The 12788-nt window shown below is 70.2% G+C and carries 13 protein-coding genes; 8 read left to right on the top strand and 5 right to left on the bottom strand.

Features of this window, described 5'->3' with window-relative positions:
* Positions 1 to 2829, top strand: a 2829-nt coding sequence (locus tag AC1DYN_RS23910; RefSeq protein WP_477963697.1) for a PAS domain-containing protein, incomplete at its 5' end; no start/stop codon positions are given.
* Between the two features lie 382 nt (positions 2830 to 3211).
* Here the strand turns inward: AC1DYN_RS23910 and AC1DYN_RS23905 are convergent.
* Entirely contained in the window at positions 3212 to 5287 is a 2076-nt protein-coding gene (locus AC1DYN_RS23905; protein WP_477963695.1) for a M3 family metallopeptidase, read from the bottom strand.
* Positions 5288 to 5332: 45 nt separating this feature from the next.
* Positions 5333 to 5848 carry a hypothetical protein gene (locus AC1DYN_RS23900; RefSeq protein ID WP_477963693.1) on the bottom strand — a complete coding sequence of 172 codons (516 nt, stop codon included), beginning with the start codon at positions 5846 to 5848 and terminating at the stop codon, positions 5333 to 5335.
* Between the two features lie 96 nt (positions 5849 to 5944).
* Here AC1DYN_RS23900 and AC1DYN_RS23895 point away from each other — a divergent pair, with 96 nt between their 5' ends.
* Both AC1DYN_RS23895 and AC1DYN_RS23890 read left to right on the top strand, forming a co-directional pair.
* Positions 5945 to 7021 carry an oxidoreductase gene (locus AC1DYN_RS23895; RefSeq protein WP_477963691.1) on the top strand — a complete coding sequence of 359 codons (1077 nt, stop codon included), beginning with the start codon at positions 5945 to 5947 and terminating at the stop codon, positions 7019 to 7021.
* A 72-nt stretch (positions 7022 to 7093) separates the two neighbouring features.
* On the top strand, positions 7094 to 7918 hold the full coding sequence (locus AC1DYN_RS23890; protein ID WP_477963689.1) for an acyl-CoA thioesterase: 825 nt from the start codon (positions 7094 to 7096) through the stop codon (positions 7916 to 7918).
* A gap of 18 nt (positions 7919 to 7936) precedes the next feature.
* Here the strand turns inward: AC1DYN_RS23890 and AC1DYN_RS23885 are convergent, their stop codons facing one another.
* From AC1DYN_RS23885 to AC1DYN_RS23875, 3 genes are all read right to left on the bottom strand, one after another.
* Positions 7937 to 8317, bottom strand: a complete 381-nt coding sequence (locus AC1DYN_RS23885) for a COG4315 family predicted lipoprotein (RefSeq protein WP_477963687.1) — start codon at positions 8315 to 8317, stop codon at positions 7937 to 7939.
* 70 nt (positions 8318 to 8387) lie between these two features.
* Positions 8388 to 8666 (bottom strand): hypothetical protein, encoded by a 279-nt coding sequence (locus tag AC1DYN_RS23880; protein WP_477963685.1) that lies wholly within the window; start codon positions 8664 to 8666, stop codon positions 8388 to 8390.
* 35 nt (positions 8667 to 8701) lie between these two features.
* Positions 8702 to 9160: a MarR family winged helix-turn-helix transcriptional regulator gene (locus AC1DYN_RS23875; RefSeq protein ID WP_477963683.1), complete on the bottom strand. Its 459-nt coding sequence runs from the start codon at positions 9158 to 9160 to the stop codon at positions 8702 to 8704.
* A gap of 104 nt (positions 9161 to 9264) precedes the next feature.
* Between AC1DYN_RS23875 and AC1DYN_RS23870 the strand changes: the two genes are divergently transcribed.
* The 5 genes from AC1DYN_RS23870 (at position 9265) to AC1DYN_RS23850 (ending at position 12729) form a co-directional block, all read left to right on the top strand.
* Positions 9265 to 9708, top strand: coding sequence for a DoxX family protein (locus AC1DYN_RS23870; protein ID WP_477963681.1), 444 nt, complete (start codon positions 9265 to 9267; stop codon positions 9706 to 9708).
* A 12-nt stretch (positions 9709 to 9720) separates the two neighbouring features.
* Entirely contained in the window at positions 9721 to 10389 is a 669-nt protein-coding gene (locus AC1DYN_RS23865) for a glutathione S-transferase family protein (protein WP_477963679.1), read from the top strand.
* 188 nt (positions 10390 to 10577) lie between these two features.
* On the top strand, positions 10578 to 11729 hold the full coding sequence (locus AC1DYN_RS23860; protein WP_477963677.1) for a branched-chain amino acid ABC transporter substrate-binding protein: 1152 nt from the start codon (positions 10578 to 10580) through the stop codon (positions 11727 to 11729).
* Between the two features lie 76 nt (positions 11730 to 11805).
* The gene (locus tag AC1DYN_RS23855) at positions 11806 to 12363 is read left to right on the top strand and encodes a YaeQ family protein (protein WP_477963675.1); all 558 of its coding nucleotides are present in this window, start codon (positions 11806 to 11808) and stop codon (positions 12361 to 12363) included.
* An 81-nt stretch (positions 12364 to 12444) separates the two neighbouring features.
* Positions 12445 to 12729, top strand: coding sequence for a GNAT family N-acetyltransferase (locus tag AC1DYN_RS23850; protein ID WP_477963673.1), 285 nt, complete (start codon positions 12445 to 12447; stop codon positions 12727 to 12729).
* The last annotated feature ends 59 nt before the right edge of the window (positions 12730 to 12788 follow it).

Raw genomic sequence — 12788 nt, 5'->3', positions numbered from 1 at the left:
GCGCTGCTGGGCCTGCCGGCCGCGGCGGCGCTGGCGATCGACGAGCACCCCTGGACGGCCCCGCAAGGTGCCCCGCGCTGGCTGCGCCTGCGCACGCCCGGCCCGGGCCTGCTGGCGGTGCAGGACGTCACCGAGGCGCGTCAGCTGGCCGCCGAGGCGCGGCGCCTGGCCGAACTGCTCGACATGGCCCAGGAGTTCGGCCGGCTGGGCGTCTGGGAGCGGGAAATCCCGTCCGGCGAAGGCCGCTGGGACCGCCACATGTTCCGCTTCTTCGGCATGGACCCGAGCGCCGGCACGCCGAACTTCGAGGTCGCCAACCAGCGCATCCACCCGGACGACCGCATCGGCCCGCGCTTTCGCGAATCGACGCGGGCTGCCGGCACCTACGGCATGCGCTACCGCATCGTGCTGCCCGATGGCCAGGTGCGGCGCGTGCATTCGCAGTGGGAGGTCAAGAACGATGCCGCCGGCCGGCCGGTGCGCGCGATCGGCATCATGGTCGACGACACCGAGGCCTACGAGCTGGCCGAGTCGTTCAACGACACCAGCGCGCAGCTGAAGATCGCGGTCGACCTGGGCAACATCGCGATCTGGCGCCACGACCTGAAGCGCGACCGCATGTACTACAACGAGCGCGCCTACCAGGTGCTCGACATCGTGCCGCGCCCCGAGGGCCTGTCGATCGACGAGGTGCGCGCGCTGATCCACCCGGACGACCTGCCGCAGGTGCTGGCCACCGCGCAGGTCGCGATGCGCTCGGACCGGCCGGTCGACATGGAGGCGCGCTACCGGCGGCCGGACGGCAGCTTCCGCTACGTGCTGACGCGTCGCGTCGTGCGCCGCGATGCCGACGGCACGGCGATCGAGTTCGTCGGCGTCGCGCTCGACGTGACCGAACAGGTCGAGCACACGCGACGGGCCACCGAGATGGCCAAGCGGCTGGAGATCGCCGCCACCGCCGCCGGGCTGGGCATCTGGAGCCGCGACCCGGTGACCTTCCGGGCCGAGTGGAACGACGAGATGTACCGCATCATCGRCCGCCCCAAGGAACGCGGCGTGCCGTCGGGCACCGAGTGGATGGCCGAGGTGGTGCACCCGGAGGACCGGGCCTTCATGGAGCGCGTGCGCGACGAGATCCGTGCCACCAACGATGTCTCGGTCGAGCACGAGTACCGCATCCTCCGCCCCGACGGCGAGGTGCGCTGGCTGGTCAACCGCGTGCGCCGCGAGACGCGCGACGGCCGGCCGATGCTGTTCGGCATCACGATCGACGTGACCGAGCGCGTGAAGACAGAGGCGGCGCTGCGCAGCGCGAACGAGCGCATCGGGCTGGCGGTGCGCAGCGTGGGCATCGGCACCTGGGAATGGGTGCCCGACACCGGTGTCGCGGTCTGGGACGAGGCGATGTTCCGGCTGCGCGGGCTGGAACCGTCGTCGCGCGTGCCGGACGAGGCCGAGCGCGCCACGATGGTGTGGCCCGAGGACCGCGAGCGCGTCGCCGCGCTGCTGCGCCATTCGGTCGAGCAGGGCCTGAGCGCCGCGTACGAGTTCCGCGTCGTTTGGCCCGACGGGTCGGTGCACTGGCTGGCCTCGCGCTCGACGGCGGTGGCCGATGCCAACGGCCACGTGCGGCGCCACATGGGGGTCAACTGGGACATCACCGAGGCCCGCAGTGCCGAGAGCGCGCGCCAGGAGCGTGCGGTCGCGCTGCGCGAGAGCACGGCCAAGTCGGAGTTCCTCGCGCGCATGAGCCACGAGCTGCGCACGCCGCTGAACGCGGTGCTCGGCTTCGCGCAGCTGCTGCAGCTGGATGCGCGGGCGCTGACGGCGGACCACAACCACAAGATCGAGCACATCGCCGCGGCCGGGCGCCACCTGCTGTCGCTGATCAACGACGTGCTCGACCTGTCGAGCCTGGAGAGCGGCAACCTGCGGCTGGACATCCGGCCGCTGTCGCTGCAGGCGGTGGTCTACGAGACGCTGCCGCTGGTCGAGGCGCTGGCGCGCGAGCATGGCATCACGCTGCATGCCGAGCGGCTGGAGGCCACGGTGCGGGCCGACCGGATCCGGCTGCGCCAGGTGCTCATCAACCTGCTGAGCAACGGCATCAAGTACAACCACCGGCATGGCCGGGTGAATCTGTCGTGCCGGGTCGATGCGACGCACGTGACGCTGCGGGTCGAGGACACCGGCCGCGGGCTGAACACCGACCAGCTGTCGCACCTGTTCGAGCCGTTCAACCGGCTGGGCATCGAGAACGAAGGCATCGAGGGCACGGGCATCGGCCTGGCCGTCGTCAAGGCGCTGGTGGAGCGCATGGAAGGAGTCGTGATGGTCACAAGCCAACCGGGCGTGGGCTCGCAGTTCGACGTCCGCCTGCCGCGCGCCGACGCGCCGGCCGAGGAGACGCCGTCATCGGCACCGCATGGCGCGGCCGGCCCCGCGCAGGCCCCGCGCGAGCGCCGCGGCCAGCTGCTCTACATCGAGGACAACCCGGTCAACGTGCTGCTGGTGGAAGAACTGGTGCGTGGCCAGGCGGGGCTCGCGATCGAATCGTCGCCGACCGGCGCGGCAGGGGTGAAGCGTGCCGCCGAGCTGCGGCCCGACCTGGTGCTGATCGACATGCAGTTGCCCGATTTCGACGGCTTCGAGGTGCTGCGCCGGCTGCGTGCGCAGCCCCAGACGGCCGGCACGCTGTGCGTCGCGCTGTCGGCGAATGCGATGCCCGACGACATCGCGAAAGCGCGCGCCGCCGGCTTCGACGACTACTGGACCAAGCCGATCGACTTCGCGGCGTTCCTGGGGGCGCTCGATCGATTGTTCCCGTAGTCCGAAAGCGAATCCGGTATTCGTGTTCGTATGTCGGCGCGAGCAAAGCCGCGTGCGACGAACACACCCCTCTTTCGCGCGCCCGTTCGCAAAGAACCGTTCGGACTGAGCTTGTCGAAGGGGTGGCCGCAAGGCACCACTGGCTCAGCAAAGGCGCGGGCGGGCAGGCTGGGGCGCGCCAATCAGGGTGGGGCGCCGGAGCTGGCTGCTTTGAGGGCCCGCGTGCGCCAGCACGCTTCGTGAAAACTGACTTGTCGCCGACTGTTTGACCACAGCGAGCGAAGCGAGCGGCGGGAGTCCGGCGCGCCCCAGCCTGCCCGCCCGCGCCTTTGCTCGCGCCAAGACAGGAACACAAACCCGGATTGGCATCCGGGCTACGAACTCAAGTCTGCAGCAACCCGCGCTCGCGAAGCATCGGCTCCACCGACGCATCGCGCCCGCGGAACGCGCGATAGGTCTCCCCCGGCTCGCGGCTGTTGCCGACCGCGTACACGTGCTCGCGCAAGCGCTGCGCCACCGCCGGGTCGAACGGGCTGCCGGCCTCGGTGAACGCGTCGTAGCCGTCGGCGTCCAGCACCTCGGCCCACAGGTACACGTAGTAGCCCGCCGCATACATGGCGCTGGAGAACAGGTGCTGGAAATGCGGCAGCCGGTGGTTCATGCCGACACCGTGCGGCAGGCCGATGCGCTCGACCTCGGCCCGCTCGAAGGCCACGATGTCGATGCCTTCGGGGTCGCCGACCGCATGCACCGCCATGTCGACCAGCGCCGACGCGGTGTAGCGCGCCGTCTCGTAGCCCTGGTTGAACTTGCGCGCCGCCTGCAGGCGCTCGACCAGCGCATCCGGGATCGGCTCGCCGGTCTCGAAATGCCGCGCATGACGCTTCAACACCTCGGGCTCGGCCAGCCAATGCTCGAAGATCTGCGACGGCAGCTCGACGAAATCGTTCAGCACGTTGGTGCCCGACAGGCGCTCGTAGGTCACGTTCGACAACAGGCCGTGCAGGCCGTGGCCGAACTCGTGGAACAGCGTCGCCGCATCGTCGAAGCTCAGCAGCGTCGGTGCACCGGGCGCGCCCTTCGCAAAATTGTTGTTGTTGACGACGACCGGCAGCACGCCGCCGCCATGGCGGGATTGCTGCCGGTACGAGCCCATCCACGCGCCGCTGCGCTTGCTCGGCCGCGCGAAGTTGTCGTGCAGGAAGATGCCGACCAGCGCACCGTCTGCGCCGCTGACCTCGTAGACCTTGACGTCGGGGTGGTAGGCGCGGATGTCGCCGCGCAGCGCGAAGCGCAGGCCGAACAGGCGCTGCGCACAGTCGAATGCGGCCTCGACCATGCGCTCGAGCGGGAAGTAGGGCTTGACCGCCGCCTCGTCGAGGTCGTAGCGCGCCTGGCGCACCTTCTCGGCGTAGTAGCGCCAGTCCCAGGCTTCGATCTCCTGCGACTCACCCGCCGCGGGCCGCTGCGACTGCGGCAGCGTCATCAGCAAGGCCTTCAGCGCCTCGCGCTCCTCGGCGACACGCGCCTTGGCCGGCACCCACACCTGCTGCAGCAGCTTGTTCACCGCCGCCTGCGAGCCGGCCATCGTGTCGGCCAGCGCATAGTCGGCATAGCTCGCATGGCCATGCAGGCGGGCCTGCTCGGCGCGCAACACCAGGATCTCGCGCGCCACCGGGCGGTTGTCGTGCGGGCCGTCGTGTTCGCCGCGCGACACCCAGGCACGCCAGGCCTGCTCGCGCAGGTCGCGGCGTTCGCTGAAGGTCAGGAAGGGCACGATGTGCGAGCGCGACAGCGTGATCACCGCCGCGTCGATGCCACGTTCGGCACCGGCCTGGCGCGCCGCGTCGCGCACGAACGGCGGCAGCCCGGCCAGGTCGCGCTCGCCGCGCAGCTCGAGCCGGAAGGCCGATTCGTCGGCCAGCACGTTCTGGCCGAAGCGCGTCGTCAGCTCGGCCAGGCGCTCCATCACCTGGCCATAGCGCTGCTGCGCCGCACCGGCGAGCTTGGCGCCGGCGCGCACGAAGTCGAGGTGCACGCGTTCGAGCAGCCGCCGCTGCTCGGCGGCCAGGCCCAGCGACGCGCGCTGCGCGTACAGCGCGTCGATGCGCCGGAACAGCGCGGCGTGCATGTAGATGGCGTTGGCGTGCGCGGCCATGCGGGGGGCAAGCTGCATCTCCACGGCCTGCAGCGCCGGCGAGGTCTCGCTGGACGTCAGGTTGTGGAACAGGCCCTCCAGCCGCGCCCGCAGGCGACCCGAGCGGTCGAAGGCCGCCACCGTGTTGTCGAAATCAGGGGCGCTGTCCTGGCCGCCGATGGCGTCGATCTCGGCGCGATGCTCGGCCAGCGCCACCTCGAAGGCGGCGGCAAAGTCCTCGGGCCGGACCCGGTCGAAAGGCGGCAGGCCGTGCGGGGTGTCCCAGGGCTGCAGCAGCGGATTGCTCGTGGCAACGGTCATGGCGGCTTCTCACGGTAAGAGAAAGAAGCCGCCGATTCTAGGGCGCTACTTTCCCTTGCGGATCTGCGCTTCCTCATCCTCGAAATAGGTGCGGCCATCGCAGTCGTTCAGGTAGGCCGTCTTGTCGGCCTGCAGCGCATCGACCTTGGCGTTGTAGGCCTCGGAACGCGCCTTGTAGGCCTCGACGGCCTTCTCGCGCTCGACGACACGCTCGTTGAAGCCCTTGACGACGTCCTCCTTGGTGGAGTCCAGCGTCGCGCGGTCGGCGTTCAGCGCCTGGCCGGCCTGGGCCAGGTCATCGCCTTCCTTCTTCAGCGCTGCCTGTTCCGGCAGCACTGCCGCCATGCGCCCCTTGATGCTGTCGTTGCGCGACAGGCAGCTGCGCAGCTGCTCCTTGGTCAGCATCGGCAGGCCGGGCTTGGCCTTGCCGAGCGTGACCTCCTTCTTCTTGGCGGGCTGGTCGGCGGCATGCGTGGGCAAGGCGGCCAGGCCGGCCAGGCAGGCGGCCAGCAGCCAGCGCGCGGCGATGCCCGTGGTGGTGGAGGAAGCGACGAAACTCATTCCAGGTCATCCTTCAGGAGAAAGTGCGGCGCGCATCATGCCATCCCCGCCGGACACACCCGGCTACAGTGCCCCACGATCCTCTCGGACTTTGCGATGACTGCCCCCTCTTCCCGCCCTGATGTTCGCACCGGCCTCGTCGGCTACGGCTATGCCGGCCAGACCTTCCATGCACCGCTGATCACCAGCGTTCCCGGCCTGCGGCTGCAGGCCATCGCGAGCAGCGATGCCGCCAAGGTCGCACGCGACTGGCCCGGGCTGCCGGTCGAGGCCGACCCGCTGCGCCTGTGCACGCGCGACGACGTCGACCTGGTCGTCATCGCGAGCCCCAACGACAGCCACCACCCGCTCGCGCGCGCGGCGCTGCAGGCGGGCAAGCACGTGGTGGTCGACAAGCCGTTCACCGTGACGCTGGCCCAAGCCATCGAGCTGGATGCGCTGGCTGCCGCGCAGGGCCGCGTGCTGTCGGTGTTCCACAACCGCCGCTGGGACGGCGACTTCCTGACGCTGCGCGCGCTGCTGGCGCGCGGCGCGCTGGGCCGCGTCGCCGAGCTGGAATCGCGCTTCGACCGCTTCCGGCCGCTGGTGCGGCAGCGCTGGCGCGAGCAGTCGCCGGTCGGCGGCGGGCTGTGGTTCGACCTCGGCCCGCACCTGCTCGACCAGGCGCTGCAGCTGTTCGGCTGGCCGGCGGCGATCCGGCTCGACCTGGCGCGCCAGCGCGACCATGCCGTCAACGACGACGGCTTCGATGCACGCCTGTCCTACGCGAACGGGCTGCGCGTCACGCTGCGGGCGAGCGCGCTGACGGCCCTGCCCGGCCCGCGTTTCGCGCTGCACGGCACGCACGGCAGCTTCGTCAAGCACGGGCTCGACCTGCAGGAAGACGCGCTGAAGGCCGGGCTGCGCCCCACGCCCGGGGCCGACTGGGGGCTGGACACGCAGGCCGCGACGCTGAGCACGCTGGGGCCGGACGGCCAGACGCTGCAGTCCTGCGCCTGGCCGCTGCTGCGCGGCGACTACCCGGCCTACTACGCCGGCGTGCGCGATGCGATCGCCGGCGAGGCGCCGAACCCGGTGCCGGCCGCGCAGGCGATCGACGTGATGGCGTTGATCGAGCTCGGGCAGCACAGCGACGCCGAGCGGCGCGAGGTGGCGGCAGCACGGCCGCGCTGAATGTCGCGTTGGCGGCATCGGCCGCTGCACCGCGCTTCGATAATCCACCATCACCGACCTTCCCCGACTGCCATGGCCGACTTCCTCCCCCTGTCCCGCCTGCTCGACGCCCGCACCCGCGACGGCGAGACCGTGCGCTTCGACATCAGCGAAGACTGGCAGCAAGGCCGCACCTCGTTCGGCGGCCTGGTCTCGGCGCTGGCGGTGCAGGCCATGCGCGACGTGGCCGCCGCGGCCTGGCCGGCCGGCGTGCAGCTGCGCGCGCTGCAGACGAGCTTCATCGGTCCGGTCACGCCGGGGCCGGTGGACGTGGTGGTGCGCGTGCTGCGCGAGGGCAAGAGCGTCCGCCAGCTGCAGGCCCTGGTGCAGCAACGCGGCGAGACCGCGGCGCTGATGCTGGGCGTGTTCGGCGGCGAGCGCGAGACGGTGGTGCCCCGGCTGGCGCCGGCGCAGCCGGGTGTCGAGCGGGGACCGGACCAGATCCCGGTCCTGCCCTTCGTCGCCGGCGCGATGCCGGATTTCCTGCAGCACCTGGACATGCGCTGGGCCGAGGGCGGGCTGCCCTTCAGCGGCACCGACAGCTGGCACAGCCGCATCCACGTGCGCCTGAAGGGCGAGCCGCAGCCGCTGCCGTCCGAGCTGCTGGCGGTGATGCTGGCCGACGCGCCGCCGACGCCGGCCATCAGCCACTTCAAGCGGCCGGCGCCGGCGAGTTCGGTCTCGTGGGAACTGCAGCTGCGCCCGGTCGCGCACGACCTGCCGGCGGATGGCTGGTGGCGCGTCGACACCGAGGCGCTGGCCGCGGCGGGCGGGTACGTGAACCAGGTGTCGCGGCTGTGGTCACCCACCGGCGACCTGGCCGCCTTGGGCTACCAGGTCGTCACGGTGTATTCGTAGCCCGGATTGGCATCCGGACTACGGAGTCGCGGTGTGCCAGACGCCGTTGAAGCCGTCGCCGGTCTTGTCGCCCGGCTTGGTGTCCTTGGCCCAGAAGTACAGCGGCTTGCCCTTGAAGGCCCACTGCTTCTTGCCGTCATCGCGCGTCACCACGCTCCAGTCGCCGCCGGCCTTGGCGGCATCGTCGGCCATCAGCGGCGGCCAGTTGGTCGCGCACGGGCCGTTGCAGACGCTCTTGCCGCTGCCGGCAGCATCGCGGTCGAAGATGTAGAGCGTCATGCCGTTGGCACCGACGAAGGCGCCATCGGCCACCTTGGCCGGCGCCGGGGCGCCCATCATCGACGAACAGGCGGCCAGCACGACGGCGCCGAACAGCGGGATCCAGGTCTTCTTGAGCATCGGGGTCTCCGGTCAGTGAGGGATGCCCTGTGTACGCCGCAGCAGCCGCCGCTATTTCCGCTGCGGCGGCTTATTTTTTCTTCAGCGCCTTGCCCAGCAGCTCGACCAGCAGCCCGGTCATGCCGCCCTCGTGGGCCGCCGCACGCTCGTTGAGCTGCTGCGTCAGCTCGGCCGGCAGCTTGCACGCGAACGGCACCAGCCCGGCGGCGGCATCGCGGCGGCGCTGCTCGCGCTTGTCGACCACCGCCGTCGCCTCCTGGCCGAAGCGGCCGGGCACGCCGCCCGCCTTCATCTGGTTGTTGATCTTCAGCGCGAGGTTCTTGGCGAGGTCGAATTTCTTCTGGGTCATGGCAGGGCTCTCAGGTCAGGCAGCCGCCGATTGTCTCAGCCCGCATCCCCACGCGCCGCCTTCAGCAGCTTGCGGCCGATCACGCCCACCTGGGCCCGCTCGGCGGCCGTCAACGGCGCGTTGAACAGCGCGCCGATCGCCGGCTCGTAGACGGTCCACATGCGCTTGCGCATCTTGCGGCCCTCGGCCGTCAGCACCGCGAACGCGCCGCGGCGGTCTTCGTCGGAGCGCTCGCGGCGCGCCAGCCCTGCGTCCTCCAGCCGGTCCACCAGCCGCGTGATGTTGCTGCGGCTGATCACCATCCACTGCTCGAACTCGCTCAGCCGCAGCCGCTGGCCCGGGCTGCGCTCCAGCGCCCACAGCGCGTCGTACCAGGCGAGCGACGGCAGCCCCGCCTGCGCCAGCCGGCGCTCCATCTGCTCGACCAGCACCGCGTGCGCCGTCAGCAGCACGCCCCATTCCTCGCTGCCCGCCGCGGGTGTGTCCTCGGCCATGGGCCTCTCCAAAGTAGTTGCAAACGCGATCATCATGGCGTATATTTTAGTTGCGTTTGCAATCATATTGTTTGCAACAACATACTCGCTCGAAAGGAATCGCCATGTCGTCCCACGCCTCCCCGACCCCTGCGGCGCACCTCGGCGCGCTGCCGTCCTCCTTCACGCAGCAGGCCCTCGGCGCACTGCTGCTGCGCCTGTCGCTCGGCAGCATGTGGATCGCGCACGCGCTGCTGAAGCTGCTGGTCTTCACGCTGCCCGGCACGGCGCAGTTCTTCCAGTCGGTCGGCCTGCCCGGTTGGGCCGCGGGGCCGGTGTTCGCGGCCGAGCTGCTGGGCGGTACGGCCATCCTGCTCGGCCTGCACGGCGCGCGCGTCTCGCTGCTGCTGTTGCCGGTGCTGCTGGGCGCCACCTGGACGCACTGGCCGAATGGCTGGGTCTTCACCAGCCCGAACGGCGGCTGGGAGTACCCGGTGTTCCTGGCGGCCGCGAGCCTCGTGCACGCGCTGCTCGGCGACGGCGCCTTCGCGCTGCGCCGCGCTCGCTGACGGAGCGGCCCCATGGACCGCCCCGCCCTGACCCTGGTCAGCCACGCGCTGTGCCCCTACGTGCAGCGCGCCACCATCGTGCTGCTGGAGAAACGGCAGCCGTTCGAACGGCGCGACATCGACCTCGCCGACAAGCCGGCCTGGTTCCTCGCCGTCTCGCCGCTCGGCAAGACGCCGGTGCTGCTGGTCGGCGAGCGCCCGGTGTTCGAATCGGCCGTCATCTGCGAATACCTCGACGAGACGCTCGCACCGCGGCTGCACCCGGCCGATGCGCTGGAGCGTGCCGGCCAGCGGTCGTGGATGGAGTTCGGCTCGGCGGTGCTGAACGGCATCGCCGGCTTCTACAACGCGCCGGACGAGCCGGCGCTCGACGCCCGCCGCGCCGAGCTGCGGCTGCGCTTCGAGCAGCTCGAAGCCGTGCTGGGCCCCGGCCCGTTCTTCGCCGGCCCCACCTTCGGCATGGTCGATGCCGTCTTCGGGCCGGTGTTCCGCTACTTCGACGTGATCGACCGGATCGCCGATTTCGGCCTGATCACCGGCCTGCCGCGCGTCGCCGCCTGGCGCAAGGCGCTCGCCGAACGCCCGTCGGTGCGCCAAGCCGCACACCCGGACTACCCCGCCCGGCTGCTCGCCTTCCTGCGCCAGCGCGCTTCGGCACTGTCGCGGCGGATCGAGAAATAGCTCACGTTTCCCCGCGAAACCCGCAGATCGGGCGTTGCATAGTTGCCCGCAGCAGCATTTGGCAGTGAGTACATGCCTTGTGTTGGGCCGCGTTGCAGATACATTTCGACTGAGACAACTTGTCACTGCTTCGTCAACGCCATCACAGCCGTTTGATGGCGTTCGCTCACAACTCTGGAGAACCCCGCATGCGCATCTTCCGTCCCGCCCGGCTGTCATCGGTCGTGGCTGCCGCCTCCCTCGCCCTGCTGGCGGCCTGTGGACCGAGCATCCCGCCGTCCATCAAGATCGGTGTCGCGCAGCCGCTGTCGGGCCCGTCCGCGGCGCGCGGCCAGGACCTGCTGAACGGCGTCAAGATGGCGGCCGACGAGTTGAATGCATCCGGCTTCAAGGTGGCCGGCAAGCCGGTGAAGATCGAGGTGGTGGCGGTCGACGACAAGGCCGACAAGGAAACCGCGAAGAAGGTGGCCCAGGAGCTGGTGGACCAGAAGGTCACCGCGGTGATCGGCCACCTGAGCTCGGACATCTCCGAGGTGACGATCCCGATCTACAAGGCCGCCAACATCCCGCAGCTGTACACCTCGTCCGCGGTCGACCTGGCCAAGCAGGGCGACGGCAACACCTTCCGCCTGGTCGCCAACGACGGCCTGCAGGCGCGCGCCATCGGCGGCTACATCGCCGAGAGCCTGAACGCGAGCAACGTCGCGGTGATCTTCGAGGACACGGCCTTCGGCCGCCCGATGAGCAAGGACGTCGGCGAGGCACTGACCAAGCTGAAGAAGAAGGTCACGCTGAACGAGTCGGTCAACAACAAGACCACCGACTTCGCCGCCTTCGTCGCCAAGCTGAAGGCCACCCCGCCCGACGTGCTGGTGGCGGTGCTGCGCGACAACCAGCTGCTGCCGCTGTTCGAGCAGATGAAGGCCGCCGGCCTGTCGGGCCTGCCGGTGCTGTCGACCAATTCGTCGAAGACCGAGAAGCTGGCCAAGGCGCCGAACGACGTGACCACGCTGTACGTGACCTCCAGCGCGCTGGAGCCGCGCGAGTTCGCGGCCGGCACCGCCTTCCTGAAGAAGTTCCAGACCGTCTACAAGGCCGACCCGGTGTGGGGCGCGCACTATGCCTATGACGCGATGTACGTGGTCGCCGATGCGCTGCGCCGCTCGGACAGCGTCGACCCGGTCAAGCTGCGCGAGAAGCTGCACACCATCGACCCGGTGTCGCCGGTGACGAGCTCGATGCGCTTCACCGCCGACGGCGAACAGGCCTACGGCGCGATCACGGTGTACCGCCGCCGCGACGGCCAGTGGGAACCGCTGATGCGTTCCGACCGCTGGTAAGCCGCCGCCGTTTTTCCTCTCCCTGAAGGGGTCTGGTCTAATCCAGACCCCTTTCGCTTTGCAGGTCCCGCATCCCATGGCACTCAAGGCCACCATCTACAAGGCCACGCTGCAGCTGGCCGACATGGACCGCAACGTCTACGGCGACCACGGCGTGACGATCGCGCGCCACCCGTCCGAGACCGACGAGCGGATGATGATGCGCCTGCTCGCGTTCGCGCTGAACGTGCCCGCCGACAACGACAACGGCGCGCTGGAGTTCGCAAAGAGCCTGTGGGACACCGACGAGCCCGACCTGTGGCAGAAAGACCTGACCGGCCAGGTCATGCAGTGGATCGAGGTCGGCCAGCCCGACGACAAGCGCCTGATGAAGGCCAGCCCGCGCGCCGAACGCGTGGTGGTGTACAGCTTCAGCCACAGCACGCCGATCTGGTGGAACGGCATCGCCACCAAGATCACCCGCGCGCGCAACCTGGCCGTCTGGCAGGTACCGGCCGAACAGAGCCAGGCGCTCGCCGCGCTGGCCCAGCGCACCATGCAGCTGCAGGTGACGGTGCAGGACGGCGCGGTGTGGGTGGGCGACGGCACGCGCAGCATCGAGGTCACGCCGCAGCGCCTGACGCCGGAGGCCTGACGCGCCGCGGGGCCACCCGAGAAGCGTGGATCATTCGGCGCCGAAGCTGGCAGACTGGCAGCCCGGACTCCCGAGGACGCCATGACCGAGACTCCCGTCGCCATCTCGCACGACCGCGCGCGGCAGCGCTTCGAAACCACGATCGACGGCCACCTGTGCGTGGCCGACTACCAGCTGGCCGATGGCGTGATGCACATGACGCACACCGTCGTGCACCCGGCGCTGCAGGGCCGCGGCATCGCCGCCCGGCTGGTCGAGGCGGCCTTTGCGTACGCGCGGGCGGAACATCTGAAGATCGATCCGCTCTGTTCCTACGTGCGCGTCTACATGCAGCGCCATCCCGAAACCGAATCGCTGAGGGCCTGAACTTGACGTCCGATGTTTCCGCCACCCGCCGCGGCCTCCTCGCCGCCACCGCCGGCACA

Source organism: Rhizobacter sp. P2_D12 (genome assembly GCF_056404395.1).
Note: the sequence above shows the minus strand (reverse complement) of the source record. Positions and strands in the feature narration are given on the sequence as shown.

Bases quoted from the DNA above. Each gene is read 5' to 3' on its own strand.
- AC1DYN_RS23880 (WP_477963685.1), bottom strand. From the start codon at position 8,666: ATGACCCAGAAGAAATTCGACCTCGCCAAGAACCTCGCGCTGAAGATC.
- AC1DYN_RS23895 (WP_477963691.1), top strand. From the start codon at position 5,945: ATGACTGCCCCCTCTTCCCGCCCTGATGTTCGCACCGGCCTCGTCGGC.
- AC1DYN_RS23855 (WP_477963675.1), top strand. From the start codon at position 11,806: ATGGCACTCAAGGCCACCATCTACAAGGCCACGCTGCAGCTGGCCGAC.
- AC1DYN_RS23890 (WP_477963689.1), top strand. From the start codon at position 7,094: ATGGCCGACTTCCTCCCCCTGTCCCGCCTGCTCGACGCCCGCACCCGC.
- AC1DYN_RS23885 (WP_477963687.1), bottom strand. From the start codon at position 8,317: ATGCTCAAGAAGACCTGGATCCCGCTGTTCGGCGCCGTCGTGCTGGCC.
- AC1DYN_RS23875 (WP_477963683.1), bottom strand. From the start codon at position 9,160: ATGGCCGAGGACACACCCGCGGCGGGCAGCGAGGAATGGGGCGTGCTG.
- AC1DYN_RS23870 (WP_477963681.1), top strand. From the start codon at position 9,265: ATGTCGTCCCACGCCTCCCCGACCCCTGCGGCGCACCTCGGCGCGCTG.
- AC1DYN_RS23860 (WP_477963677.1), top strand. From the start codon at position 10,578: ATGCGCATCTTCCGTCCCGCCCGGCTGTCATCGGTCGTGGCTGCCGCC.
- AC1DYN_RS23850 (WP_477963673.1), top strand. From the start codon at position 12,445: ATGACCGAGACTCCCGTCGCCATCTCGCACGACCGCGCGCGGCAGCGC.
- AC1DYN_RS23900 (WP_477963693.1), bottom strand. From the start codon at position 5,848: ATGAGTTTCGTCGCTTCCTCCACCACCACGGGCATCGCCGCGCGCTGG.
- AC1DYN_RS23865 (WP_477963679.1), top strand. From the start codon at position 9,721: ATGGACCGCCCCGCCCTGACCCTGGTCAGCCACGCGCTGTGCCCCTAC.
- AC1DYN_RS23905 (WP_477963695.1), bottom strand. From the start codon at position 5,287: ATGACCGTTGCCACGAGCAATCCGCTGCTGCAGCCCTGGGACACCCCG.